The sequence below is a fragment of the Roseateles sp. genome, from assembly GCF_031397715.1.
In the GTDB taxonomy this organism is placed as follows: Bacteria; Pseudomonadota; Gammaproteobacteria; order Burkholderiales; family Burkholderiaceae_C; genus Paucibacter_A.
This window is the reverse complement of sequence record NZ_JANNMI010000322.1, coordinates 1-24,589: the sequence shown is the minus strand read 5'-3', so window position 1 is coordinate 24,589 and position 24,589 is coordinate 1. Positions and strand designations below refer to the sequence as shown.

The 24,589-nt window shown below is 62.8% G+C and carries 33 protein-coding genes; 16 read left to right on the top strand and 17 right to left on the bottom strand.

Annotation, left to right across the window (positions count from 1 at the left end; translation table 11 throughout):
* Nucleotides 1-346, bottom strand: a 346-nt coding sequence (locus tag RMO57_RS14160) for a hypothetical protein (protein ID WP_310387645.1), incomplete at its 3' end; no start/stop codon positions are given.
* Between the two features lie 168 nt (nt 347-514).
* On the opposite strand from RMO57_RS14160, the gene RMO57_RS14155 reads away from it, so the two are divergent.
* From RMO57_RS14155 to RMO57_RS14095, 13 genes are all read left to right on the top strand, one after another.
* Complete coding sequence (locus RMO57_RS14155) at nt 515-937, top strand: hypothetical protein (RefSeq protein WP_310387642.1); 423 nt, start codon at nt 515-517, stop codon at nt 935-937.
* 116 nt (nt 938-1,053) lie between these two features.
* Entirely contained in the window at nt 1,054-1,788 is a 735-nt protein-coding gene (locus tag RMO57_RS14150) for a hypothetical protein (RefSeq protein ID WP_310387640.1), read from the top strand.
* Nucleotides 1,758-1,907, top strand: a complete 150-nt coding sequence (locus RMO57_RS14145; protein ID WP_310387638.1) for a hypothetical protein — start codon at nt 1,758-1,760, stop codon at nt 1,905-1,907. Before RMO57_RS14150 ends, RMO57_RS14145 begins: the two co-directional genes overlap by 31 nt.
* Before the next feature lie 87 nt (nt 1,908-1,994).
* Nucleotides 1,995-2,180: a hypothetical protein gene (locus tag RMO57_RS14140; RefSeq protein WP_310387657.1), complete on the top strand. Its 186-nt coding sequence runs from the start codon at nt 1,995-1,997 to the stop codon at nt 2,178-2,180.
* Nucleotides 2,173-2,604, top strand: a complete 432-nt coding sequence (locus tag RMO57_RS14135; RefSeq protein WP_310387655.1) for a condensation domain-containing protein — start codon at nt 2,173-2,175, stop codon at nt 2,602-2,604. Before RMO57_RS14140 ends, RMO57_RS14135 begins: the two co-directional genes overlap by 8 nt.
* Before the next feature lie 12 nt (nt 2,605-2,616).
* On the top strand, nt 2,617-3,066 hold the full coding sequence (locus RMO57_RS14130) for a condensation domain-containing protein (RefSeq protein ID WP_310387653.1): 450 nt from the start codon (nt 2,617-2,619) through the stop codon (nt 3,064-3,066).
* Nucleotides 3,067-3,476: 410 nt separating this feature from the next.
* On the top strand, nt 3,477-4,274 hold the full coding sequence (locus RMO57_RS14125; protein ID WP_414896431.1) for a VTT domain-containing protein: 798 nt from the start codon (nt 3,477-3,479) through the stop codon (nt 4,272-4,274).
* A 24-nt stretch (nt 4,275-4,298) separates the two neighbouring features.
* Complete coding sequence (locus RMO57_RS14120; RefSeq protein WP_310387636.1) at nt 4,299-5,741, top strand: dihydrolipoyl dehydrogenase; 1,443 nt, start codon at nt 4,299-4,301, stop codon at nt 5,739-5,741.
* A gap of 34 nt (nt 5,742-5,775) precedes the next feature.
* Nucleotides 5,776-6,252 (top strand): tyrosine-protein phosphatase, encoded by a 477-nt coding sequence (locus RMO57_RS14115; protein WP_310387634.1) that lies wholly within the window; start codon nt 5,776-5,778, stop codon nt 6,250-6,252.
* Entirely contained in the window at nt 6,249-6,869 is a 621-nt protein-coding gene (locus tag RMO57_RS14110; protein ID WP_310387632.1) for an RluA family pseudouridine synthase, read from the top strand. Before RMO57_RS14115 ends, RMO57_RS14110 begins: the two co-directional genes overlap by 4 nt.
* A gap of 4 nt (nt 6,870-6,873) precedes the next feature.
* Nucleotides 6,874-7,497, top strand: a complete 624-nt coding sequence (locus tag RMO57_RS14105) for a DUF938 domain-containing protein (RefSeq protein ID WP_310387631.1) — start codon at nt 6,874-6,876, stop codon at nt 7,495-7,497.
* Nucleotides 7,498-7,507: 10 nt separating this feature from the next.
* A complete protein-coding gene (locus RMO57_RS14100; RefSeq protein WP_310387630.1) occupies nt 7,508-8,278 on the top strand; it encodes an SDR family NAD(P)-dependent oxidoreductase in 771 nt (256 codons plus the stop codon).
* Nucleotides 8,279-8,345: 67 nt separating this feature from the next.
* Entirely contained in the window at nt 8,346-9,248 is a 903-nt protein-coding gene (locus RMO57_RS14095) for a Tim44 domain-containing protein (protein WP_310387629.1), read from the top strand.
* Between the two features lie 67 nt (nt 9,249-9,315).
* Here RMO57_RS14095 and RMO57_RS14090 read toward each other — a convergent pair whose 3' ends face one another.
* The 7 genes from RMO57_RS14090 to rpsP all read right to left on the bottom strand — a co-directional run bounded on the left by RMO57_RS14090 (nt 9,316) and on the right by rpsP (nt 13,891).
* Nucleotides 9,316-9,702 carry a hypothetical protein gene (locus tag RMO57_RS14090; protein WP_310387627.1) on the bottom strand — a complete coding sequence of 129 codons (387 nt, stop codon included), beginning with the start codon at nt 9,700-9,702 and terminating at the stop codon, nt 9,316-9,318.
* A gap of 163 nt (nt 9,703-9,865) precedes the next feature.
* On the bottom strand, nt 9,866-10,855 hold the full coding sequence (locus RMO57_RS14085) for a CobD/CbiB family protein (protein ID WP_310387625.1): 990 nt from the start codon (nt 10,853-10,855) through the stop codon (nt 9,866-9,868).
* Between the two features lie 28 nt (nt 10,856-10,883).
* Complete coding sequence (locus tag RMO57_RS14080) at nt 10,884-11,579, bottom strand: CoA pyrophosphatase (protein ID WP_310387623.1); 696 nt, start codon at nt 11,577-11,579, stop codon at nt 10,884-10,886.
* A 98-nt stretch (nt 11,580-11,677) separates the two neighbouring features.
* Nucleotides 11,678-12,031 (bottom strand): 50S ribosomal protein L19, encoded by a 354-nt coding sequence (rplS, locus tag RMO57_RS14075; protein ID WP_310387620.1) that lies wholly within the window; start codon nt 12,029-12,031, stop codon nt 11,678-11,680.
* A gap of 142 nt (nt 12,032-12,173) precedes the next feature.
* Complete coding sequence (gene trmD, locus RMO57_RS14070) at nt 12,174-12,974, bottom strand: tRNA (guanosine(37)-N1)-methyltransferase TrmD (RefSeq protein WP_310387618.1); 801 nt, start codon at nt 12,972-12,974, stop codon at nt 12,174-12,176.
* Between the two features lie 17 nt (nt 12,975-12,991).
* Nucleotides 12,992-13,627, bottom strand: a complete 636-nt coding sequence (gene rimM / locus RMO57_RS14065; protein WP_310387616.1) for a ribosome maturation factor RimM — start codon at nt 13,625-13,627, stop codon at nt 12,992-12,994.
* Between the two features lie 12 nt (nt 13,628-13,639).
* Nucleotides 13,640-13,891: a 30S ribosomal protein S16 gene (gene rpsP / locus RMO57_RS14060; protein WP_310387614.1), complete on the bottom strand. Its 252-nt coding sequence runs from the start codon at nt 13,889-13,891 to the stop codon at nt 13,640-13,642.
* A gap of 256 nt (nt 13,892-14,147) precedes the next feature.
* On the opposite strand from rpsP, the gene RMO57_RS14055 reads away from it, so the two are divergent.
* Entirely contained in the window at nt 14,148-14,711 is a 564-nt protein-coding gene (locus tag RMO57_RS14055; RefSeq protein WP_310387649.1) for an N-acetyltransferase family protein, read from the top strand.
* Between the two features lie 2 nt (nt 14,712-14,713).
* Nucleotides 14,714-15,175: a TM2 domain-containing protein gene (locus tag RMO57_RS14050; protein WP_310387612.1), complete on the top strand. Its 462-nt coding sequence runs from the start codon at nt 14,714-14,716 to the stop codon at nt 15,173-15,175.
* A gap of 39 nt (nt 15,176-15,214) precedes the next feature.
* Here RMO57_RS14050 and RMO57_RS14045 read toward each other — a convergent pair whose 3' ends face one another.
* The 8 genes from RMO57_RS14045 to murJ all read right to left on the bottom strand — a co-directional run bounded on the left by RMO57_RS14045 (nt 15,215) and on the right by murJ (nt 23,092).
* Complete coding sequence (locus RMO57_RS14045; protein WP_310387610.1) at nt 15,215-16,225, bottom strand: anion permease; 1,011 nt, start codon at nt 16,223-16,225, stop codon at nt 15,215-15,217.
* Between the two features lie 12 nt (nt 16,226-16,237).
* A complete protein-coding gene (locus tag RMO57_RS14040) occupies nt 16,238-16,885 on the bottom strand; it encodes a DUF47 domain-containing protein (RefSeq protein ID WP_310387608.1) in 648 nt (215 codons plus the stop codon).
* A 145-nt stretch (nt 16,886-17,030) separates the two neighbouring features.
* Complete coding sequence (gene folK, locus RMO57_RS14035) at nt 17,031-17,537, bottom strand: 2-amino-4-hydroxy-6-hydroxymethyldihydropteridine diphosphokinase (protein ID WP_310387607.1); 507 nt, start codon at nt 17,535-17,537, stop codon at nt 17,031-17,033.
* On the bottom strand, nt 17,538-19,202 hold the full coding sequence (gene pcnB / locus RMO57_RS14030; RefSeq protein WP_310387605.1) for a polynucleotide adenylyltransferase PcnB: 1,665 nt from the start codon (nt 19,200-19,202) through the stop codon (nt 17,538-17,540).
* Nucleotides 19,199-19,867 (bottom strand): HAD family hydrolase, encoded by a 669-nt coding sequence (locus RMO57_RS14025; protein WP_310387603.1) that lies wholly within the window; start codon nt 19,865-19,867, stop codon nt 19,199-19,201. Before RMO57_RS14025 ends, pcnB begins: the two co-directional genes overlap by 4 nt.
* Nucleotides 19,864-20,547 carry a DnaA regulatory inactivator Hda gene (gene hda / locus RMO57_RS14020; protein WP_310387602.1) on the bottom strand — a complete coding sequence of 228 codons (684 nt, stop codon included), beginning with the start codon at nt 20,545-20,547 and terminating at the stop codon, nt 19,864-19,866. The genes RMO57_RS14025 and hda overlap by 4 nt, the downstream gene beginning before the upstream one ends.
* Nucleotides 20,548-20,640: 93 nt before the next feature.
* The gene (locus RMO57_RS14015; protein WP_310387601.1) at nt 20,641-21,510 is read right to left on the bottom strand and encodes a SirB1 family protein; all 870 of its coding nucleotides are present in this window, start codon (nt 21,508-21,510) and stop codon (nt 20,641-20,643) included.
* A 19-nt stretch (nt 21,511-21,529) separates the two neighbouring features.
* Nucleotides 21,530-23,092 carry a murein biosynthesis integral membrane protein MurJ gene (gene murJ / locus RMO57_RS14010; protein WP_310387647.1) on the bottom strand — a complete coding sequence of 521 codons (1,563 nt, stop codon included), beginning with the start codon at nt 23,090-23,092 and terminating at the stop codon, nt 21,530-21,532.
* Between the two features lie 171 nt (nt 23,093-23,263).
* Between murJ and rpsT the strand changes: the two genes are divergently transcribed.
* Nucleotides 23,264-23,560 carry a 30S ribosomal protein S20 gene (gene rpsT / locus RMO57_RS14005; RefSeq protein ID WP_310387599.1) on the top strand — a complete coding sequence of 99 codons (297 nt, stop codon included), beginning with the start codon at nt 23,264-23,266 and terminating at the stop codon, nt 23,558-23,560.
* Nucleotides 23,561-23,736: 176 nt separating this feature from the next.
* Here the strand turns inward: rpsT and RMO57_RS14000 are convergent, their stop codons facing one another.
* Nucleotides 23,737-24,546, bottom strand: coding sequence for an alpha/beta hydrolase (locus tag RMO57_RS14000; RefSeq protein WP_310387598.1), 810 nt, complete (start codon nt 24,544-24,546; stop codon nt 23,737-23,739).
* Nucleotides 24,547-24,589: the final 43 nt, after the last annotated feature.

Below are 24,589 nucleotides of genomic sequence, written 5' to 3'. Positions count from 1 at the left end.
CGTCCATGCGCCCGATGATGTTGCGTATCACACCGCCCATCAGCTGCTGCACGCCCGCCAGCCCCAGCTTGGCACTTTGTTCGGTCAGGAAGCCGGCTTTGGCTTGCTTAAGCGGGACCACAAAGTAGCCCTCCAGGCCGGCCGCCGTCAAGGCAACGACCATATCGGCCAAGGCGCCGCGGTGCTCCACTGGCGCGTCGGCCTGCTCCAGGGCGGTCAACACGCTCAAACTCTGCTTGCGCAGCGCGGGGCTGTGGACAAAGCGCAAAAATGGCTGCGCGACGGCTTTCGCGGGCGCCGCCTCGGCCGCTGCGGTTTTGGGTAGGCGCTTGATGGTGGAAGGCATGGCGTTGATCATAGCCAGCAATCTGGGCACGGGTGCCATCCTCGGGTTTCCTCTTAGGGCAGCCAAGCGCGGAATGCAAATTTCCTTAAAAACTCTCCCTACAATCCGCGCAATCTCCTGCTTATTGCCGGCGAGTTCATCCGAATACCGACCATTCGAAAGAAGTCCATGAAAATCTCCAAGCTGTTAGCCGCATTGTTGCTGCCCTGCGCCGGTGTGGCCTACGCCGCGCCCGCCAAGTACATCATCATCGACCACTCAACAGCGCCTTGGATGGATCAGGCCCAGGCCGAGTCCATCTGGCTGAAGCGCCAGGACAATGGGCCGAAGTTCGTCAAGCTCTATCCGGCCAAAAAATGGGGCTTCTTGAGCCAGGTCGAGGGCGGCATTGATGCGTCCAAGACCTGCGTCATCACCGCCCGCACGCTGATGTTGCCGGTTCGAGGTAAACAGCTGCTGTTCAAGCCGGCCAAGAGTGCCACGACCTTTGGCTCACAGCCCAATGCCTCGCTGGAGCAGTGCAAGGCCTTGGCCACGGCCAAGCTGGACGAGGCGGTGCAGGCACTCGGATCCGCCTTGATTCCGAACTAAGCCGCCGATTGGCCAGACCTTGGCCGCGCCTGAACATCACCCGCTGCGTTGCAAGAACCAGCGGGTGATTTTTTTGGGCGGCTTGGTGCGCCAAGGCCTCAGGCTAGACTGCAGGCATGGCCCCTTTTGCCAACCGCCATGCCCGGTTGATCGCCGTCTTGCGATCGAGTTCGGTGTTTGGGTCGCTGCGTCAAGAAATCCTTCAGGCGCTTGCCCATGCGATGACGCTGCGCAGCGTGCATGGCGGGCAGACCGTCATACGCGGGGGTGAGGCCTGTGACAGCAACGCGCCTGACTCGGCGGAACAAGGATTGGCGCAGACCTTTGTGCTGCTGCCCCTGCTCCCCGGTGCAAGTCACGCGCTGGGGCAAGACCTGAACCTAGCCTTCGCCAAGCATGGCCGGGTCGCTCATCTGCGGGCTGCGGCCGCTGAGCGCCAACTGCTACTGAACAACGAAGCGTTGCCGCTTGAAGCGCTGGCGCGGATTGAGGCGGCGCATGAGTTCATCCTCTACGAGACCTCGGGTGGCGACTGTGCGTGGACCCGGTTCGCCTTCCGGCAGGCCGACCAGCCTATTTTTATTGCCCAGGCCGACGCCGCTGCTCCGCTCACGCCCATGGCGTTGGCGCTTGGCCAAGAGCCCGGCTATGGGCTCAAGCGCCGCCACCTGGTGCTGCGGCACGCGCCGAACTGCGCGCAGTCGGTATCACCGACGCCGTGGTTGCAGGGGCGCGATCTGGAACGCACCTACCCGGTGCGCCGCGGCAGCCAGGCCGATGCGGCGCGCGCGGCTTTGCCGATCTCGGGGTCTTGCGCGCCATGCAGGAGCGCGCTATCCCGGTTGACCTGATCGCCGGCAACAGCATGGGCGCCCTGATCGCTGCGCAATATGCGCTCGGCGCCGATCTGGAAACCATAATACTGCAAGCGACCCAAGCCTTTGCGGCCGGCGGCGAATGGCTGATGTAGACGCTGAGTCGGCTCAGCTCCTGCCCTTGTCGCTCAGCCAGCGCGAGGTGTGGCTGGATCAACGTGCTTGTCGAGCGCAATGACGCCTTGCGCCTGGTTCCCTTTGCTGATGGAACCCAGCAGCTGCTGCGCCGCTTCGAGCCTCATTTGGCGCTGCTTGACCTGGGGCCTGCCGCCGACCTCAAGCGGGCGGTGCAGGACGGCTGGCAACGCAGCATTCGTCAACCCTTCGAGATGCGCCGCACGCCGCCCTTGGCGCTTCACCCTGTTTAGCGCCAGCGCTGAGTGGCACGCGGTCACGCTGCAGTTTCACCATTTGGTCATGGACGGCTGGGGCACCACCCAGCTCATCCGTGGCTGGAATGAAATTTACCAGGAGCTTGCCGAGTCGCGATGCCCGCCAAGGGCAGCAAAGCCTAGCTATCAAGAGTTCATCGCCGAGTCCTTGGCCTACCGAAAGTCAGCACTTTTCGAGCGCGACGCCGCCTACTGGCACGGCCAAATTCAGCCCCATTCGGCTCAGTTCGCGGGCGCTCAAGTCGAGCCGCGCGGCGCGTACGTGGGGGTGCAGCAATTGCCCGGGGCCGAGGTCTTCAAACTCAAGCTGGCGCGGGCCGAATACCTGAGTGCGGCGAGTGCGGCGGAGGCCTTGGGAGGCAACATCTTTCGCTGCCTGCTTGCCGCCCTTGCCCTGTAGGTCTCGCGCGCGCTGGGGCGTGACTCGGTGCTGATCGGGGTTCCCAGCCTGAACCGTTCGAGGCGACGATTCAGGCTCACTCTGGGCATGTTTGTCGGCGTCTTGGCCGTGCGCCTGCAGTTGGATCCCAGCGCCAGCGCGGCTGATTTTTTGCGCCACGTCAGCCAGCAAATGCAAGGCGCGCTGCGCCACCCCCGTTACCCCTTGAGTGAGCTGAGCCAGTCCATGCGCTTGATGCGCACAGGCCACACCCACCTACTCGATGTGCTCTTGTCTTTTGCGGTGCAAGATTTCGGGCTGAACTTCGGTGCGGCTCAATTTGTAGACTCACGGAGATTGTTCAGCGGCCTGGCGCGCTACCCATTGGCCGTCACGGTGTGCGAATTTGACCGCCAAGCCGACCCTGAAATGATCACGAAGCCAGCCAGGCCTGCTACGGGCCGGGCGAACCCGAGCTGTTAGCCCGGCGGCTTTGGCATTTGGCGCGTGCCTGGGCCGAGCGGCCCTAACTCGCCCTTGAACAGCTGGACATCGTGCCACCCGAGGAGCACTGGGCCTTGCTGGACGGTCTGCACAAAGACTTGGCGCAGCTGGACGCGCCGGCGCCGCCTTCTTGCCACTCGACCCGCAAGCACCTGCCGCGCGTTTGCGCCAGATGCTGTCCGACAGCGCCGCAGTGGTCTTGTTGCTGAACTGGCGACGCTGCACGGCCGCTGCCTAAACATGGCCGCGGCCTGCACCGATGTGCCGCAAGGGCGGCCCTGGTCAGCACCCAGCGCCGCGGATTTGGCTTATGTTCTGCTCAGCTCTTCAATGTCTACGGCCCGACCGAGGCCAGCATCTTCGCCACCCCCTGGGACTGCTCGGACGCGGTGCAAGCCGAGGCCGATTTGCCGCTGGGCCGCGCCATCGGCGACATCTATCTCGGCGGCGGAGCCCTCGCACGCGGCTATCTGGGCCGCCCCGACCTCGACCGCGAAGCCTTCTTCCCGGATCCTTTTGTGGCCGGTAAACGCATCTACCGAACCGGAGACAGCGGCAGGCTGGACGGCCTCGGCCGCCTGCACTTCAAGGGCTGCAATGACCGTCAGATCAAGCTGCGCGGCTACCGGATCGAGCCGGGTGATATCGAGGCGGCTTGCCGCAGCTTGCCCGGCATCGGACAGGCGGTGGTGCGAAAAGTGGAACTCGGCGGCCAGTCGACGCTGCATGCGTGGCTGGTCGGCCGTCAGCGTGACTCAGACCTGCTGCTGGCCGAGCGGCTTGTCGGCCTGCTAGTACCGGCCCTGTTTTGGAGTGCCGGCGAGCTCGACATAGTCGATCTGCACGCGCGCCTGCAAAGCCCTCGGCCCCGGTCTGAGCCTGCTGGCCGCCGCCCTCGACCTGACGCTGGCCGTGCCGCTGTCCGTCATCACGCTGTTGCTGATTGCAGCACTCGACCCCTGGCCCGGTTTTGCCTGCAGCTCAGCGAGCGGCTGGGCGGCCGCGGGGTCTGGACGGAGATCACGCTGCGCCTGCTGCCGCTGGCGCCGTTTGCCGTCGCCAATATGGTGGCCGGCGCCACCCATATTCTGCTACGCGATATGCTGCTGGAGACGGCGATAGGCATAAGCCCGAGCACGCTGGTGATGGCCTTCTTCATGGACAACATCCTGCGCGCCCTGCACTGAAACAGACTTCCAGGAGCATTTTTGATGAAACAAATCGAAGTTGACGTGGCCATCATCGGTGCCGGCACCGCCGGTATGTCGGCCTACCGGGCCGCACTCGCCCACACCCCCAGCGTGTTGGTGATTGAAGGCGGCCCCTATGGCACCACTTGCGCCAGAGTCGGTTGCATGCCCAGCAAACTCTTGATCGCCGCCGCTGATGCCGCCCATTCGGTCAATGTGCTGGCCGGCCAAGCCAAGGCTTTCGGCGTCCGCGCCGGCCCCGCTCAGATCGACGGCGTCGCGGTGATGCAGCGGGTGCGCGAAGAGCGCGACCGCTTTGTGGGCTTTGTGGTCGACGCCGTCGAGCAATGGCCGGCCGCACATCGGCTGCGCGGTCGGGCCAGATTTCTGGACGATCAACGCCTGCAGATAGACGATCACACCGTCGTCACGGCCAAGCGCATCGTCATCGCGACCGGCTCCAGTCCTCACGTGCCGGCCGAATGGCAGCAGGCCGCCGGTGATCGCCTGATCGTCAATGACGATGTGTTCGCCTGGACTGACTTGCCCAAGTCGTTGGCGGTGCTGGGAGCCGGCGTGATCGCACTGGAGTTGGCGCAGGCGCTGCACCGACTCGGCGTGCGCGTGTGCCTGTATGGCCGCAGCGAGCGTGTCGGCCCGCTCACCGACCCCGTCTTGCAGGCCTTGAGCCGCCAAATCATCGCGGCAGAACTGCCGATGCGTTTGAACGCCAGGGAACTGCGACTACAAAGAGACGGCCACCAGATCATCGTGCGCGGGGCAGATGACTCCGAGCAGCGCTTCGACTGGGTCTTGGCCGCCAGCGGCCGCCGCCCCAACCTGCAAGGGCTTGGGCTCGAGAACACCCGTCTGCCGCTGGACCCGCAAGGCGTGCCGGTGTTTGACCAGCGCACGGGTCAGATCGGCGTGAGCCCCGTCTTCATTGCCGGCGACGTCAACGCTGAGTTGGAAATCCTGCACGAAGCCGCCGACGAAGGGCGCATCGCCGGCGACAACGCGGGGCGCTTCCCCGATGTGCGGGTGCGCCCGCGCCGCGCAACGCTGGCCGTCGTTTTCAGCGACCCGCAAATCATGATCGCCGGGCTCAGCCACACACAATTGCTGAGCTCGGGCGTCGGCTTCGAGAGCGGCACGGTGTCCTTCGAGGATCAGGGCCGCAGCCGTGTGATGTTGAAAAATCAGGGCGCGCTGCACCTCTACGCCGAGCGCAGCAGCGGCCGCCTGCTCGGCGCCGAGATGATAGGTCCGGCGGCCGAACATATCGCTCATTTGCTGGCCTGGGCTATCCAGCGCGGTGACACCGTGCAGCAGATGCTCGACAGCCCTTTTTATCATCCGGTGATCGAAGAAGGCCTGCGTACCGCGCTGCGAGTTTTGCAACGCGCCTTGCACATGGGGCCGCCGCCGGTGGAGCGCTGTCTGGACTGCGGGCCGGGGGGCTAGGGCCATGACGGCGAAGCTGAACGAAAATAGCGACATGCCATTTCGATCTCTGCCCTTGCCCCCCAACCTGCGCGGTCGCCTCTGGCTGAGCTCAATGCCCGGCCGCCTTGAGTCCTGGGGCGCGTTTCTTGACGAAGCCCGGCAGCGTGAACTCAATCTGGTGGTCTGCCTGAATCCGCTTGAAGAGGTGGCGGGCCTGTCGCCCAACTATCACAAGGCCATCGCCGAGGGCCGGCTGCCGTTTCGCTGGCAGCATCTGCCGATGCGCGACTTTGGGCTCGGCGCCGACCCGGCCGCGTTTCGTTTGGGCGTCGAACAGCTGAGCCAGGGCTTGCAAAGGGGCGAGCAGGTGCTCTTGCACTGCGCCGCCGGCCTGGGCCGCACCGGCACCGTCGCCGCCTGCGTGTTGAAGCAGGCGGGACTGAGCCGCGAGGCCGCGCTGGCCAGCGTCCGGGCGGCGGGGTCCAACCCTCAATCTGCGGTGCAATCGGGTTGGATCGAGCGGTTTTGAACTTCGATTTGCTGTTCGCCAACGCTGAGCTGCTGCTGATCAATAAGCCCGGCGGCCTGCTGTCGGTGCCGGGCCGGGGCGCCGACAAGCAGGACTGCGTGATTCACCGCGTTCAGCGCCACTACCCCGAGGCCTTGATCGTTCACCGGCTGGACATGGCGACCTCGGGCCTGCTGCTGCTGGCGCGCGGGGCCGCCGCGCAGCGCAGCTTGAGCATGGCGTTTGAGGCCAGGCGCGTGCACAAGCGCTACCAGGCGCTACTGCAGGGGGAGATGGACGGCCCGGATGTTGGCAAGGACGAGGGTGAAGTCAATCTGCCGCTGAGCGCCGATTGGCCAAACCGGCCGCTGCAAAAGGTCGATCTGCTGGCCGGCAAGCCCTCGCTGACGCGCTACCGCGTGCTGTCGCGCGGCCAGGGCCTAACAAGGGTCGAACTTGAGCCGGTCACCGGCCGCACCCATCAGCTGCGTGTACATATGCTGGCTTTGGGCTACCCCATCGTCGGCGATGCGCTGTATGGTGGCGCGCAGCAAGCCGCCGAGCGCCTGTGTTTGCACGCCTGCGCGCTCAGCCTGCCCGACTGGGGCTTGAGCTTTGAGTCGCCACCGGAGTTTTGAAATCATGTCCTCAGCCCTGCCCCGTACCGCCCTGCACTCGCCGGCCGCCGAACGCAACAGCCAAGTCATCCAGGACGCCTTGTTGCAATGGCTGCCCGCTCAAGGCGTGGCGCTGGAGATAGCCAGCGGCAGCGGCCAACACATCGCGCATTTTTCCGCCCAGATGCCCGGCTGGGACTGGCTGGCGTCCGATCCCTCGGCGGCAGCGCTGGCCTCGATCAGCGCCTGGCGCCCGCAAGGACCCGCGCCGCTGATGCTGGATGTGCGGCAAGCCGATTGGGGCCTGCCGGCCAGCCACCACAGCCTGGACGCGCTGTATTGCGCCAATATGCTGCATATCTCGGCTTGGTCCACCTGCGCCGCCCTGATGCAGGGCGCGGCCCGCCATCTGGCACCCACCGGCTTGGCTCTGGTCTACGGCCCATTTCTGCAGACCGGCTTCGACACGGCGGCCAGCAATCTGGCTTTTGATGCCGATTTGAAGCGCCGCGATCCGGCCTGGGGTCTGCGCCATCTGGACGATGTGGCGGCGGTCGCGCTGGGCTGCGGTCTGCAGTTGCGGAACCGCCTGCAAATGCCGGCCAATAATCTGCTGTTGGCATTTTCTAAAACAACGTCTACACCTTGAAAGCACCGCTATGAAGCCCACCGAGCTCTATATCGTCAGCGGCGCCTCGCGCGGCATGGGCGCGGCCATCGCCCAGCAATTGCTGCGGCCCGGCCATCTGGTCATCGGCATCTCGCGCGGCCGCAGCGCAGCCCTGAGCACGGCGGCCGCCGAGCTGGGCGCGGAGCTGGAGCAATGGCAGTTGGACTTGAATCAGCCGCTGGCCGCTGCGCTGACACTGCAAAACTGGCTGGAGGCCCAGCCCGCGGGGCGCTTCAGCCGCGCCACCTTGATCAACAACGCCGGTGTCGTGGCGACGCCGGGGCCGGTCGATGGCGCGCCGCTGGAGGAGCTGTCGATGGCGCTGCGCGTGGGCCTGGAAGCTTGCCTGCTGTTGAGCAGCGCGTTCTTGCGCGCCACTGCCGCGCTGGGCAGGCAGCGGCGGATCTTGAATATTTCGTCCGGCCTGGGCCGGCGCGCGATGGCCGGCAGCGCCGCCTACTGCGCGGCCAAGGCCGGCATGGATAATTTGTCGCGTGCGATGGCGCTGGACGAGGCGGCCAAACCAGCCGGCGCAGCCATCGTCTCGCTGGCACCCGGCATCATCGACACCGAGATGCAGGCGCAGTTGCGCGGCGGCGATCCGGCCCTGTTCCCCGACCAGGCGGTGTTTGCCAACTTCAAGGCCAGCGGCCAATTGATGAGCCCCGCGGACGCCGCTGCCAAGGTCTTGCGCTATTTGGCGAAGGCCGATTTCGGCCGCACCGTGCTGGCCGATGTGCGTGATGTGGATGCTGGTTGAGGCACTTGAATTAAACTGACCTGTCCCCAACTGATCGCGACGGCCAATAGCGGCCCGGAGGAATTTTGTGAAACAAATTTTGATTTCAGCAATAGTGGCCGTGCTGGCCTTGGGTGTGGCCTCGTTTGACTCCGAGGCCAAGCGCCTGGGAAGCGGTGGATCTTCCGGCATGAAGCGGACAGCACCGACGCAAACGACCGACGCCAGCAAGGGCACGCCGGCTCAGCAGGCCGCTCCGACCGCTGCTGCTGCCGCGCCGGCCACAGCAGCCGCGGCGGCAGCGCCTAAGCGCAACTGGATGGGCCCGATCGCCGGCCTGGCAGCCGGTTTGGGTATCGCTGCCTTGGCCAGCCACTTTGGCATGGGCGGTGCACTGGCCAATATGATGACCATGCTCTTGATCGGCGTCGTCGTGATGTTGGTGATCGGCTTTGTGATGCGCCGCATGCGCGCGGGCAAGCAACCCGCCGCTGCCAATCTCCAAGGCATGCAGTTTGCCGGCGCCGGCGCGCCGTTTCAGGCGCCGCAACAGCTAGCTACGCCGCCATTCGCAGCACCGGCAATGCCGACAGCGACAGCCGCAGCACCTGCTGCAACCGCCGACGGCTTTGACACGGCCGGCTTCGAGCAGCTCGCCAAGCGCGTCTTCATCCGACTGCAAGCGGCCAATGACAACGGCGATCAGGCCGATCTGCGTCGCTTCACCACCCCGGAAATGTATGGCGTGGTGCAGCAAGAACTGCTGGAGCGCAAGGGCGCCCGCCAAAGCACCGAGGTGCTGCAACTGGACGCCCGCGTGATCGAGCGCGTGCAAGAGCATGGAAAACAAATCGTCAGCGTGCGCTTCTGGGGCCTGATCCGCGAGCAAAGCGAAGCGGCGGCGGAGAACTTTGACGAGGTCTGGCATCTGGTGCGGCCGGTTGACGAAAGCCAGGAATGGGCGATCGCCGGCATTCAGGCCAGCAACTGATCAAACTCCCGCTCTGAAACCATAAGGCCCGTTTGCGCGGGCCTTTTTTTATTGCGTCAACGACAAGCTATCGGTCGTACCCATTGCGGGCCACCGCCTCATAGGCTTTCAACTCGACGGTGACGGTTTTTTGAGCCGGCGTTTCATCCGGCGCGCCGGGATAACGTGCCAAGGTCGGGTGCATGAAATCATAAGCGCGCTGCTCCAGCACATTGACGGAGCCGTCCTGATTCGCGTCGGCCTCGTCAAACTCGCTGACGGAGCTGGCGTCGCTGGCAGGCGCACCGGCCAGCGAGGCGCCCTGGCTGGAAATTTCGACCACGGCCGACGCTTCCGTTTCGGCGGCGGGCGGTTGAACCGGCTTGGGCGTGTCGATACGCTTAGCGGGTTCTTCGCCAGTTGAGCGGGGTGTGGTGGCGAGCTTGTCAGCCACAGCGGATACGGCGTTCATCATGGCAAACCTCCGCAAGTGAGACTTTGCTGGGCTGCGCCGTGGCCTGGCTCAGCAATGAGTAAGGGCGCATCAACGCGGATCATGGAATAATTTTCGACACGCACCGCTCAGACTTTAGTCGTTCAACGCACACCCAGCCGAATTTGCTTCAAAACCAGGTCCGTCACCCGACCAGATTCGCCAGCGTCAGCAGGGCCAGCAACAACATCCACAGCACGACCGAGCGCCAAATCAGCCCGACCACGCTTTGCAGATGGCCCAGCTGCGGCAACTGCCCCGGCGTTGACCCGTCCGACAAGGTGGAATCCGCATCGACGCCGGCATCAAAGGTCTTGCTGCGGTCTGGCGTGATGCCCGGCGCCGCAACACCCCCCAGTTGCAGCCCCAAGGCACCGGCGGCGGACGCCAGGATGATGCCCTCATTAGGATGCAACCACAGACCGGCATCGCGGCGCCAGCCGTTCACCGCTTCTTCAAAATTGCCGACGATGGTGAAACCGATGGCGGTGAAGCGAGCCGGCAAATAATCGATCAAACCGAACAGCCTCCTCGACAGCTGCATCAGGCGCAGATTGGTCGGCGCGTCCAGCGTCCGGCTTTTGAAGGCCCAATAGCGGCTCGCAAACTCGGCCATCCGGTATAGCACCGCGCCGGCCGGCCCCAGGCCCAGCGTCGACAGCACCACAAACCAGAAAAACACACCAAACACATGGCGGTGTGCGGCCAGCAAGGAATGCTCAATCGCGTGGCGCACCAATTCGGTACGCGGCAACTCGCTCGCATCCAAGTGACGCCATTCAGACAACAAACGCCGCGCTTCCAAGTCGTCGCCTCGCTCCAGGGCGTCGCGGATATCGGTGAAGTAGTGGCTGAACTGCCTGAACCCCAGCGTCAGGTACAGGACCAGCATGTCCAAACCCAGCGCCAGGATCAGACTGAAATGGCTGATCGTCAAATAGACCACCGCCGTCAACACGGCCGGGCCCATCACGGTGATGCCCCAGACCACCGTCGCATGATGCTCGCGGCCGGCATCAAAGTTTCGCCCGACCCAGCGCACCCAGCCGATCACGCCATGATGGACGCTGTTGCCATGGCGCAAAGGTTTCAGCTGTTCACACAGCAAAGCAAGCAAGACCGCAAAGAAGTTCATGGGCGGGGATGATAGCGGGCGCGCGCGCTCAAGCGCCAAGGAAGCGGTAGAAGTTGCGCAGCATCGCCGCCGTCGCCCCCCAAATAAAGTAATCCTGCGCGGGCTCACCTTGGTCGGTGTTGCGCCAGGGCATCGACAGGAACTGCCGCTGACCGCCGGCATATTCAAACAGATGATGGTGATGATGCGCCGGCGTCATCAAAAACTGCAGCGGCACCTCGAAAGCCTCGGCCACCTCGCCCTCATCCAGCGTCAGCTCAAAGCCTGGATTCACCAGAGCTACGACAGGTGTCACCTGGAATGCCGTTACCGTTGTGTAGACCGGCAAGCGTCCGAGGATCTCGATGAACGAGCGCGCTAGGCCGATCTCTTCCTCGGTCTCGCGCAGCGCGGTCGCCTCAGGTGATGCGTCCTGCGCCTCGACCCGGCCGCCGGGCAGGCTGATTTGCCCGCCATGGTTGCGTAAGTGTTCGGTGCGACGGGTCAGCAGCAGGCGCAAACCGTCTTCATGGATCACCAGGGGCAGCAGCACCGCCGCGGCGGCCGGCGCATGGCCGGCAAACAAGCCGCCATCGCCGGCCAACTCAGGTTGCCAGACGGGCGGGCTGGCAAAGCGACTGCGCAGCGCCGCTGGCGTCAAATGCGCCGGCGCGATGGGCGGCAGATGGGTGTCGACCGACGTGGCGGGCACGGCCAGGGGGTTCAGAATCGGCGGGCGGGACATGGCGTCAGCATAGTTTGTGTCGCAGCAACGACAAAGCCGCCCGGAGGCGGCCTTGTCGCTGGGAAGATCGGCATTCGGCAACAAGTTGCCGAACCAGATCAACCCAATTTTTCCTTGATACGTGCCGACTTGCCCGAACGCTCGCGCAGGTAGTACAGCTTGGCACGGCGCACATCACCGCGACGCTTGACTTCGATCGAAGCGATCAAAGGGCTGTAAAGCTGGAATGTCCGCTCAACGCCTTCGCCGTTCGAAATCTTGCGAACGATGAAGCTGGAGTTCAGACCGCGGTTGCGCTTGGCAATCACGACGCCTTCGAAAGCCTGCACGCGCTTGCGTGTACCTTCAACGACGTTGACACTGACGATTACCGTATCGCCGGGGCAATAAACAGGAAAAGTCTTGTTCAGACGAGCAAGTTCTTCTTGCTCAAGGGTTTGGATCAAATCCACAAAGTTCTCCTAATGATCATGGTGGCGTCCCTGTAGCAGCCAACATGGCCGCCAAATTTGCTGGCAAGAGTCAATCGAACCCAACTCTCGCCGACCCACCAGAGGATCGAACAGCCCATTATTATAGCTGGAAAACTTCTAACTACCCAGGTTTTGAGGCCTGGGGCCGCCAGTCCCGCAAGAATTTTTCATCGCTCTTGCTCAAGGCCCCGGCCGCCCGCGCCGCAATGATCAACTCCGGGCGCCGCAGACTGGTAATTTCGAGCGATCGCTCGCGCCGCCATTTGGCGATATTGGCATGATGACCGGACATCAAAACCGCCGGCACCGCCAGGGCACCCGCGCCTCCGCCGAGGCCCGTCAAGACCTCAGGACGGCTGTAATGCGGGCAATCCAACAGACCGTCCGAAAAGCTGTCCTGCTGATGCGACTGGGCATCGTTCAATACGCCGTCTTGCAGACGCGCCAATGCATCCAGCAAGGCCATGGCGGGCAACTCGCCGCCCGACAACACAAAGTCGCCCAGACTCAGCTCCAGCGTCACGTGCCTATCCAGAAATCGCTGATCGATGCCCTCGTAGCGACCACACAGCAACACGCCGCCCGGCCCCTGAGCCAGGTCCTGCACCAGAGCCTGCGTCATGGGCCTGCCGGTCGGGCTGAAATGAATGATGGCCGGGCCAGCTCCAGCGTCTTGCGCGCCGGCCAGACGATCGCGCTTGACGGCCGCCAAGCTACGCTCCAGCGGCTCGGCCAGCATCACCATGCCGGGTCCGCCACCAAAGGGGCGGTCATCGACGCGGCGATAGTTGTCGTCGGCAAAGTCGCGCAGCTGCCACAGCCGCACGTCGACTTGACCGCTCTCGAAAGCACGGCGCGTAACGCCATGGTTGAGTTGCGGCCCGAACAATTCGGGAAAAAGGGTGATGACGTCAAAGCGCATGCAGCGCCGGCTCCGACTCAGAAGTCCAAGCCCCAGTCGACGGTGATCAAACGCTGCTCGAGATCAACATCATCGACAAAGGTGGCCACAAACGGCACCAGCCGCTCTTGGTCGGGCTTGATCGGCGCCGTCATGCCAGGCGGCAGGATGCGCAACACGCTGTGCGGGCCTGCATCGATCAAGCCTATCACCTCACCCAAGACCTCGCCCTGGCGGTTACTCACGCTCAGGCCGATCAGATCCACCCAGTAAAACTCATCCGGGTTGGTGCTCGGAAAGGCGGCACGCGAAATGAAGATGCGCGCGCCGCGCAATGCTTCCGCTGCCGTGCGATCCGCGACTCCCTGGACGCTGGCCACAATGCCCTCGCCATGTTCGCGAATCGCGAGAATTTTCAACAGTGGTGGCAGCGGTTTGCTGCGCACCACGGCTGGGCCTTTCGGCTTGTTCGCTTCATTCACCTCGATAGCACGCAAAAACCAGCGCCGCGAGGAGAACAGTGCCTGGGCATCGCTGGAATAGGCTTGCACCTTGACCCAGCCCTTGACGCCCCAGGCATCAAGAATGCACCCGACCTCGATCGCATCTTCTGGCCAAGCCTGCTCCTCGGAGACTATGGCTGAAGACTGAAGTTCGGTGGGTGTTCTTGTCATTTGGAGGTCAGCTTAGACCGCAGCCTTCTTGGACTGGACGACCAGACGCTCAACGGTAGGCGACAACTGGGCGCCAACGCCGATCCAGTAGTTGACGCGGTCAATCGCCACGCGCAGCGGCTCGGCAGCACCGGAAGCGACGGGGTTGTAAAAACCCACGCGCTCGATGAAGCGGCCGTCACGGCGCTGCTGGCTGTTTGCCACGACGATGTTATAGAAGGGGCGCTTCTTGGAGCCGCCGCGAGCCAATCGAATTACAACCATGATGTTTCCTATGAATCTATTGCATCCATCGCACCAGGAGACACTCAGGGCGAGTAGATCGGAGTGGTGACGCGCAAGAGAGCTGAAAAAGCTACAGCCCTCGAACACAGCCACCGTGGTTGGCCCTGTAGATACGCCGAATCAACTTCTTGCCGTCTATGCCTATGCCTATGCAGGCTATGCAGACTTGCTCAACGATAATTCAACCAGCGCCAAAACCCAGCATTATAAACTCGCCGAATCAACTCGGACACATATGAACTTAGAAAAGCCCAAATTCATCGAATCATTGGCAATCCGCCCAAGCGAGGAGCGCGACCTCAATGCCATTCACTGCATCTACGAAATCGCCGTCCTGAACGGCACCGGCACCTTCGAAACCGAGACCCCGTCGCTTGATGAGATGGCCCGTAGACGCGCCGAAGTACTGAACCGCAAGCTGCCCTGGCTGGTGGCCGAAGCCGGCGGGCAGGTCCTGGGCTACGCCTACGCCAACTATTTCCGCCCCCGCCTGGCCTACCGTTTCTGCCTCGAGGACTCGATTTATCTGCTGCCACAAGCGCAAGGCATGGGATTGGGCAAGCTGATGCTGGCCGAATTGATCTCCCGCTGCGAACAATTGGGGGCACGGCAAATGCTTGCCGTCATCGGCGACGCCGACAACCAAGGCTCGATCGGCATCCATCGCGCACTCGGGTTCACGCCTACCGGGGTTCTGAAAAGCGCAGGTTGGAAGTTTGGCCGCTGGCTGGATGTGGTGATGATGCAACGCGAACTGGGGCTTGGTGGCCAAAGCAGCCCAGAAAGCAGCCCAGAATGAGCATGCCGCCAGACCCAAGCTACAAATCAAAGACAGTGGCGGCTTGGCTCGCCCTGCTGCTCGGCAGCTTTGGACTGCACAGGCTGTATTTGTACGGCTGGCGCGACCGCTTGGCTTGGCTGCACCCCTGGCCCACCTTGGCGGGCCTGTACGGCGTGCAGAGAATGGAGTTGCTGGGCCAAGACGACAGACTGAGCTGGCTACTCATCCCGCTGCTGGGCTTGATGCTGGTGAATGCCGCGTTGTGCAGCATCATCTATGGCCTCAAGGCCGATGAAAAATGGCATGCCCAGCACAATCCTGGCCTGCAAGCTCGGCCAAGCGGCTGGGGCGCCATCATTGCCGTGATCGCCAGCTTGCTGATCGGCGGCACCTGCCTGATGGCCACGATCGCGTTCAGCGCCCAGCGCTATTTCGAGAGTCAGGTCGAGGCTGAAACAGCAAACCCATCCGCGCAAACATAAACGGCCCAACGGGCCCTTTATGTTCAGCGGGAACGCACTTCAAAACAGCATGAAGCTGAGCCAGTAAAACAGCCCCGCCACCAGAGCAGACGCGGGGATGGTAAAAATCCAGGCCCAGATGATGGACCCCGCCACCCCCCAGCGCACGCCGGACGCACGCTGCACCGAGCCGACGCCAACAATCGCGCCGGTAATCGTGTGGGTGGTAGAAACCGGAATGCCCAGCGTCGTCGCCAAGAACAAGGTGATGGCGCCACCGGTTTCGGCGCAAAAGCCGCCCACTGGCTTGAGCTTGGTGATCTTCTGCCCCATGGTGCGGACGATGCGCCAGCCGCCAAACATCGTGCCCAAGCCGATGGCCAGATAGCAGCTGGCAATCACCCAGGTCGGCGGACTCTGATCCTGCGCCGACATATAGCCCGACGAAACCAACAGCAGCCAGATCAGGCCGATGGTCTTTTGCGCGTCATTGCCGCCGTGCCCCAGGCTGTAAAGCCCCGCCGACACCAACTGCAGCCGCCTGAACCAGCCGTCGGCCCGCAACGGCGAGCTGCGTCTGAAAGCCCAAGCCACCGCCACCATCATGAGGGAGCCGAGCAAAAAACCCAGCAGCGGCGACACGAAAATGAAGATCACGGTTTTCGTCAGGCCGGCCGCGATCAAGGCACTCGGCCCGGCCTTGGCCATCACTGCGCCGACGATGCCGCCAATCAAGGCATGCGAGGAACTGGATGGAATGCCGTACCACCAGGTGATCACATTCCAGGCAATCGCGCCGATCAGGGCACCAAAAATCACATGCTGGTCCACCGCGCCGGGGTCGACAATGCCGCGCCCCACCGTGCTGGCCACTTTCAGCTGAAAGACTGCAATCGCCAGCACATTGAAAAACGCCGCAAACAACACCGCCTGCTGCGGCTTCAAGACACCGGTGGACACCACCGTCGCGATTGAATTGGCCGCGTCATGAAAGCCATTCATGAAATCGAACAGCAGGGCCAAGATCACCAACATCGCCACGACCCAGAACGCTAACTCCACCGACTGCATGGCGCGCTCGGCTCAAGAGTTCTCGAGGACGATGCCCTCGATCAAATTGGCCACATCCTCGCAGCGGTCGGAGATCGATTCGAGCTGCTCGTAAATCGCCTTCAGCTTGATCAGCTCCCGCACATCCGCCTCTTCACGAAACAGCGCCGACATCGCCGAGCGCATCACCCGATCGGCATCCGACTCCAGCTTGTCGATCTCTTCGCAGGTCTTGATCGCCGCCGCCGCCGTCTTGGGCTCACTCAGCTTGGGCAGCAAGGACACCGCGTGTTGAACCCGCTCGCAGCAGCGCACGCTCAGATCCCCCAACCTCAACACGTCCTCGGGAATGCGCCGCACATCGTACAAAGACAAGGTCTCGGTGGAGTCCTGCAGCAAATCGAGCACGTCATCCATCGCGTTGATCAGACGGTGGATCTGCTCGCGGTCAATCGGAGTAATGAAGGTCAGGTGCAGCGCCCTGTTCACCTCGGCAGTGATACGGTCGGCATGGTGCTCGGCGGCGTCCACCTCGGCTGCATACTTTTCACGCAAAGCCACATCGTCGTAGTTGCGCAACATCAGCATGAAGGAGCGCGCGCCCTCCGCAATCTGATTGCCATGCTGATTGAAAAGCTCGAAAAAATTGCCCTCGCGGGGCAGCAACTTGCCAAAAAACATGGAATCTCCAGTCGCACCAACGGGTGAGAACTCACCATTCACGAAAAATTCATGCAATTGACATCAATTTGTCATTTGCAGCACGGCTGGGAGTGTAGTTGCAGCGAGGGCGCGCCGAGGCAGGACTGTTCCCGGGGGCGAAACGCTACGGCACACGCAGCGGCAAGGGCGAGCGCAGGATGTGCTGGCCGGCCAGTGGCGGCAGATAGGCCGCCAAAGCACCCAGGCCCGGCGCCGACAGGGTTGGATCCAACTCGAGCAAGGGCTGCAACACAAAGGCGCGATGGTGCAAACGCGGATGCGGCAGGGTCAGCCGCGGTGATGAGATCAGCTCATCGCCATAAAGCAGCAGATCAAGATCCAGCGTTCGCGGCGCGTTGACATAGGGCCGCAAGCGCCCATGCTCAAGCTCAATAGTCAGCAGCCGGTCCAGCAGCGCCTCGGGCGCCAAGTTCGTGGTCAGACAGGCCACTGCATTCAGGTAATCGGGGCCGGCGGAGTCAATCGGCGCGCTGCTGTAGGCGCTCGAAATCGCCAACAATCGGCTTTTCGGTGTGGCCGCCAACGCGACCAAGGCCAACTGCAGAGTCTGCGCCATATCGCCCAGGTTGGCACCCAGGCCGATATAGGCCAGGCTGGGGCCGCGTGGCATTTAGTCGGCTGGCCCGGCGGTGTCAGCGGCCTTGGCATCCGGCCTGCGGCGCCGACGCCGCTTCTTGGCCGGGCCCGCCTCGGCGTCCTCCAAGCCCGCTTCTTGCACGGGCGCTTGCCCCCCCGCTCCTGCACCCTCCCCCTCGGCTTTGGCGCCGGCTTTGCGTGGCAGTTGATGCACCTTGGGGCTGCTGCGGCGCTGTTGCTTGTCCGCCTCGCGGGCGTCCTCAAGCAAGGCTTCGCGCTCGTCGTCGGTGCCCAGCGCAAAGTCTTCCCACCAGTCGGCCAAGGCGGCGTCAATTTCGCCGGCATCGGCGCGCAAGCGCAAGAAGTCGAAGCCAGCCCGGTAGCGCGGCTGATCGATCAAGGTGTAGACGCCGCTGCCGGTGCGCCGCTCAAAGCGGGGCTGCATCATCCAGATCTCGCGCATTTCGCTCGCCAACTTGCCACGCCCGGAGATGTCGCCGATGCGAGCATCAAAGACCGTATCGATCGCCTGCTGCAAGGCCGGAATCACCGACTCGCCGGCGTCTCGGTTGGCCGTCCAACGCCCCAACACCTCAAACCAAAGCATGCAGGCGAGCATGAAATTGGCCGACACGCCGCGCCCTTCGGCGACCCGCAGATCGGTGTCCTCAAAGGCCATGCGCAAAAACTTGCCACGCACGCCATCAGCGTCGACCATCTCACCGTTCTCGTCAAGCATCGCGTCGAGCACCGGGAAGACTCCATGCCCCAGCCCCTGCTTACGCAACTCGGCCAAGCTGGCCAGCGAGTGGCCGGTCTGCAAGAGCTTGATCATTTCATCAAATAAGCGCGAGGCCGGCACATTGGCCAGCAGTTCGGCCATCGCCTTGACCGGCGCCCGCGTCTTGGGCTCCAGCTCGAAGCCCAGCTTGGCGGCAAAACGCACCGCCCGCACGATGCGCACCGGGTCTTCGCGGTAACGGGATTCGGGGTCGCCAATCATGCGCAGCACGCGCTTTTTGGCGTCGGCCAGGCCGCCGTGGTAATCGACCACCAGTTGGCGCTGGGGGTCGTAATAGAGCGCGTTGACGGTGAAGTCGCGGCGTGCGGCGTCCTCGATCTGCGGGCCCCAGACGTTGTCGCGCAAGACCCGTCCGGCCGCGTCCACCACATGTGATTTGCCGGCCAACTCCTCTTTGGAGGTCTTCTCGTTGCCGGCCACTTGCTCGGCCCCCTCGCCCCCCAACAAGGCCCGAAAGGTCGAAACCTCGATCACCTCATGTTCACGACCGCGGCCGTAAACGACGTGGACAATGCGAAAGCGCCGGCCAATGATGAAGGCGCGGCGGAACAAGCCCTTGACCTGCTCGGGCGTGGCGTCGGTGGCAACGTCGAAATCTTTCGGGCGCATGCCCAAGAGCAAATCGCGCACCGCGCCGCCGACGATGTAAGCCTCGAAACCGGCGTCCGCCAAGGTCTGCACCACACGCACAGCACGTTCATCCAGCAAGCTGGGGTCAATGCCGTGCTGCGCCACCGGCACTTCGATCCGCTTGCCCAAGGGGGTTTGCCCCAATTTGGCTGCAGGGGCATCTTTGGCCGCTTTGGCCGGAGCCGCCGACTTGACAGGTTTGACGGCCTTGACCACTTTGGCCAGCGAAGGCTTGCCCAGTAGCTTGTCTATGAATTTTTTGATCATGCGAACAGATTCAGAATGGGCCAAGCACGGGCGGATGCAATTTCCGCCAGCGCCGGGGTTGGATTGGTGGCCACCGGGTGGCTTACCAAGTCCAGAAGAGGCAAATCATTGACCGAATCACTGTAGAAGGTGATTCGTTCGAACTCCTGCCATTGTCGCCCCAAGCCCGCCAACCAAGCTTGCACACGCTTGATCTTGCCGGCTTGGTAGGAAGGAATGCCTTCGATCTGCCCGGTGTAAGCGCCATGGACATCGCGCTGCAACTGCAGCGCGATCAAATGCTCAACACCAAAAGCGGCGGCAATCGGCGCGGTCACAAAGTCATTGGTGGCGGTCACGATCGCGATCAAATCACCCGCTTCGGCGTGCTGACGCAGCAAGGCACGCGCCGGCTCTTGCAGCATCGGCGCCATCACCTCGGCCATGAAGCGCGCGCGTGCGGCATGCGCCTCGGCCAGCGGCCGGCTGCGCCAGACCGATGTGGCGAAATCGATGTAGGCCGCCAGGTCCAGTCGGCCGGCCTGGTACTGGGCGTAGAACGCATCATTGCGCGCGCGCCATTGCTCGCCGTCGGCCCAGCCAATGTCCACCATAAAGGCGCCAAAAGCGTGGTCCGAGTCGTTCGCAATCAGCGTCCCGTCGAGATCGAAAAGCGTCAAATTCATCCAACAAGTCCTTCGTCTGCCAACATCTGGCGCAATAGCGGCACCGTCACCGCGCGTTTCGCTGCGAGTGCAAATTGATCCAACTGGTCCAATAAGCGCATCAAATTTTTCAGGTCGCGGGCGAAGCGATTGAGCAAATAGTCAATCACTTCGTCGCCCAACAAGATGCCGCGCCGGTCGGCCTCGCGCCGCAAGGCCGCTCGGGTTTCGGCTTCGGACAAGGGCTGCAACCCAAAGGTCGGGCCCCAGCCCAGGCGCGTGCGCAGGTCCTCGCGCAGCGCCAGATCAACCGGCGGCGCGTTGCCGCTGGCGACCACCGCCAAACCATCGGTGGCGGCCTCGACAAAGAGCGCAAAAGCGGCATGTTGCTGACCCGCATCGAAGCGGTCGCAATCATCTAGGAGCAGCAAGCTGGGCTGACTGGGCAGCTCCCAGGGCAGGCGGGTATCGGCGTCATACCAGGCCACCTGGGCACCGGCAGCTTGCCAGTCCTGCGCCATGGCGCGCAACACATGGGTCTTGCCGCTGCCGCCCCCACCCCACAAAAAAACCGGCGGCGCGCCCGGGCCGGCGGACCTCAGGGCCTGCAGATGCGCCAGTGCGGCACTGTTGGCGCCCGGCAAAAAATTCTCAAAAGTGAAGATCGGCGGGGGGCCAATCGCAAGCGGTATTTGCTTCAAAATCTAAAGTTCCAAGACACTGACAAGCCCACTTGAAGATGACGACGCACCCTCTCGGGCCGGCAGCATTCTAGTTGGCACTTCCCCCTGCCATCATTGCCGAGGCGGGGCGCTGCGCTGGCGCATTTGCATCAAGCGCCGCTGCAAGTCTTGCCCATCAGCCGCCTGCGGAGCTTGTTCGACATAGAAGGCCAAGTCCTCGATCGCTGCCGGCCATTGCCCCAGTGCCTCCAGCGCCAAGCCCCGGTCGCGCCGCTCAGCAGCGTCACCGGGCAGCAAAACCACCAGGCGCTGCTGGACGGGCAGCTGACGCGGCCAATCCTCGCCAGCACGGTAAATCTCTTTCAAGTTGCGCAACATCCGCACCAAAATGTCCCGCGGCGCCGCTGCTTGCATGAAAAAATCGATCGGCAACGCCACCGCGCCGGCCAAACCGGCACTGTCGCGAAACACTTGCAAATACTCGTCCAGGCGCTCGCGTGATAGCGAATTGCCGGTGCAGGGGTCCAGCACCACCTCCCCATTGCCCATCTTCACCTTGATCAAAAAGTGGCCCGGGAAAGCCAGGCCTTGAGCACGCAGACCCAGATGCCCGGCCAGCTCCAAAAATATCACCGCCAAGGTGACAGGAATGCCGCGCCGCGTTGCCAACACATGGTGAATGAAGCTGTTGCCGCGTTCATAGTAATTATTGACATTGCCGGCAAAGCCGAGCTCGTGATGAAAAAAACGCGACAGCGCTTGCAGCTTGTGCTTGGCGCTTGCGTCTGCGGGCAAACGTTGACTTAAACGCAGTGCCAAGGTTTCGACCTCGGACAAAACCGCTTCAACGTCGAGCGCCGGGAATTCATCCTGCGCGATGGCGGCGGCCGCTTCCAGCAGGTTCAAACCCGCATCCTCGGCCACCAGACTCGAAAAATACTCCAGTGCAGTCGGCACATTCAATCGCAAAGGTTCACTCATGACTTGAGTTTAATGATCATCAAGTGCGGCGCGCAAACTGCCGCAAATTGACGCCCAAGAGCAGCAACACCGTGAAGTAGAGCAGGGCCGAAGCCCCCAGACTGGCCGCCATCGCCAGGGCGCGCATGAGCTCGGTGGCGCCTAACGCGATCCAGTCCAGGTGGCGGGCGAGCCCATATTGCAAGCCGCCCATCGCCACACTGGCGATGCCGACCCGCAATGCGAAACCCAGCCAACCGGGCGCCGGTTGATAACTACCCTTGCGCCGCAGCCCGATAAAGAGCCAACCGGCATTGATCATGGCGCCCAAGCCAATCGAGAGCGCCAGGCCCGCGACGCCCAACCAAGGCACAAAGACAAGGTTCAACAGCTGCGTCAGCACCAGCACCGTCACCGCGATGCGCACGGGCGTGCGGGTGTCTTGCTGCGCGTAAAAACCCGGCGCTAACACCTTGATGGCCACCAAGCCGATCAGGCCGACGCCGTAGCCCATCACCGCCGACGTGGTTTGCGACACATCACTGGCCTGGAATGCCCCGCGGTGATACAGCACCGCCACCATCGGCTGGGCAAACACCAGCAAGGCGACCGAACAAGGCAGCGCCAACAAGAACACCAAGCGAAGACCCCAGTCCAGCAGCGAGGAATAGGCCTGCGGCTCACCCTTGCCCAAAGCGGCCGACAGCTGCGGCGTCAAGATCGCGCTCAGCGCCACGCCGAGCAACGCGGTTGGAAACTCCATCAAACGGTCGGCATAGGTCAGCCATGACGCCGCGCCGGCGCCCACCAAGAGCGCGATCTGCAAATTGATCACCAGCGACAACTGTGCGACCCCAACCCCAACCAGAGCCGGCGCCATCTGTTTGAGCACTCGCCTGACGCCGGCATGCTGCCAAGATTGGCGCAAGGCGCCGAAACTCAAACCCATTCTGGGCATGGCGCCGATGCGCAGCAGCGCCGGCACCTGCACCAAGAGCTGCAAGATCCCGCCCAGCATGACACCGATCGCCAGAGCGTAGATTGGCGGCCAACCCCAGGCCTGCAGGCGCGGCACCAGCATGAAACCGGCCGCAATCACGGATAAATTCAGCAGCACCGGCGTGGCCGCCGGCACCAAAAACCGCTTCCATGTATTCAGAATGCCGGCCGACAAAGCGACCAAGGACATGCAGCCGATGTAGGGGAACATCCAGCGTGTCATCACCACAGCCAGCTCATGGGCCGACGCGGGCAGGCCCGAGCCCAAGAGCCACACCAACACCGGTGCGCCAATCACGCCGACCACGCAAGTCAGCAACAAGGCCCACAACAAGACGGTCGCGACAGCGTTGATCAGGGCATGGGTGGCTTCGTCGCCTTCGCGCGCCCGGGTCGCCGCCAACACCGGCACAAAGGCCTGCGAGAAAGCGCCCTCCGCAAACAGGCGCCGCAAAAGATTGGGGATTCGGAATGCAACTTGAAAGGCGTCGGTCAAACTGCTGGCGCCAAACAGCGCGGCAACCATTTGTTCACGCACTAGCCCAGTAATTCGCGACAGCAGTGTCAGGACGGAAATAACGGATGCAGCGCGCAGCAGATTCATTGTTGTCGACTTGGGAGCCATGAGTGGCTATGGCTTGAAGCGCCAACAGCAGCGCCACATTATCATCCGGTGATGGGCTTGCCTTCGGCGGGCATTGACCGGCAACCGTTGTCATACTGTCATTTCAGTGCTATACTCGCGGTCTTTGCACCAACTGGGTAGAATTACAGCATGGCAACCTCTTCCAAAGCTAAGAAGAAAACAGTCCGTTTGGCGTCGGGCCTCAAGCGCGTTCGCCAGGACTCTAAGCTCAACGCCGCCAACACGGCGCTGCGTTCCAAATTTCGTACGGTCATCAAGAACGTACAAAAAGCCGTCCTGACAGGCGACAAGGTCAAGGCAGCCGAGCTGTTCAAGACTGCTGAAGCTGTCATCGACTCCGTCGCTGACAAGGGCATCTTTCACAAGAACAAGGCAGCTCGTCACAAGAGCCGCCTGTCGGCTAAAGTCAAGGCATTGGCCGCCTAAAAACCGGTTCTGGTGCAAAGACGAAGGCCCGCTGAAAAGCGGGCCTTTTCTATTGCGCGGTACGTAATCCAAACTCGTATCTGCCGCATAGAAAATCGGCTTCAATAAACGCCATGATGTGTCATGTCATACCCCGCCTAGGCGCAAGTCTTGTGCGGATATTCTCGTGCTGCGTTTCAATACCACTTGCCGGCTTGCAGCCCCTGCATCTCGCGCAGCTTCAACCACTCAGCGACTGCCTGCGCGACCCACAGCGGGTCATCCAGCGGCAGGTCGTGGCCGGCCTGCACATGCATGCGCAGCGGTGCGCCCCAAGCTCGACCAATGGCTTGCGAGCAGCGCCAATCCACCAAATGATCCGACTTGCTGCAAAGCAATAGCATCGGTACGGCAGGGCGAATCAGATTGGCCCGGTAGCGGCTGGCCGCCAACAGCTGACGCAGGCTGTTGCGCAGCCGCACCGGGTGCTGGCGCTGCAGTTCGACCCACCGATCCAAGACCGCTTCGGGCTTGGTCTGCATATTGGCCGTCATTTCTAGCACCTTGGCCTCACGCCGGCGAAACCCGACGCTGGACAAGCTCAAGAACAAAAAGCTCAGGTAATTGAGCGGCCGCAGCCGATGATAAAAAGGGCTGAAGGGCTGCAAGCTGGTGTTGATCAACACGCCGGCGCTGAGTTCACGCGGATAGCGGGCCGCCCAATCGCACGCCACCATGGCTCCCAGCGACATGGCCAGCACATGCACCGGCCCCAGCACGCCCAAATGCTGCAATTGCGCCCGGCAACTCTCCACCATCGCGCTCACCTGGGTCGGGCTGGTCTCACGGTACAAGGCACCATTGCCGGGCAGGTCCAACATCAGCAGCTGAGCGCCGGGCTGCCGACGCTCGATTTCGCGCTGCAAAACGACCGGGAAATCGCCCCAATGGCCGCTCTCGCGAGACAGGCCGCGCAGCAAGACCCAGGTGGCCGGCCCGCTGCTCACGTGCGCGCTCCTTGCAAGGCGGTTTGCCGATACCAACGATTCA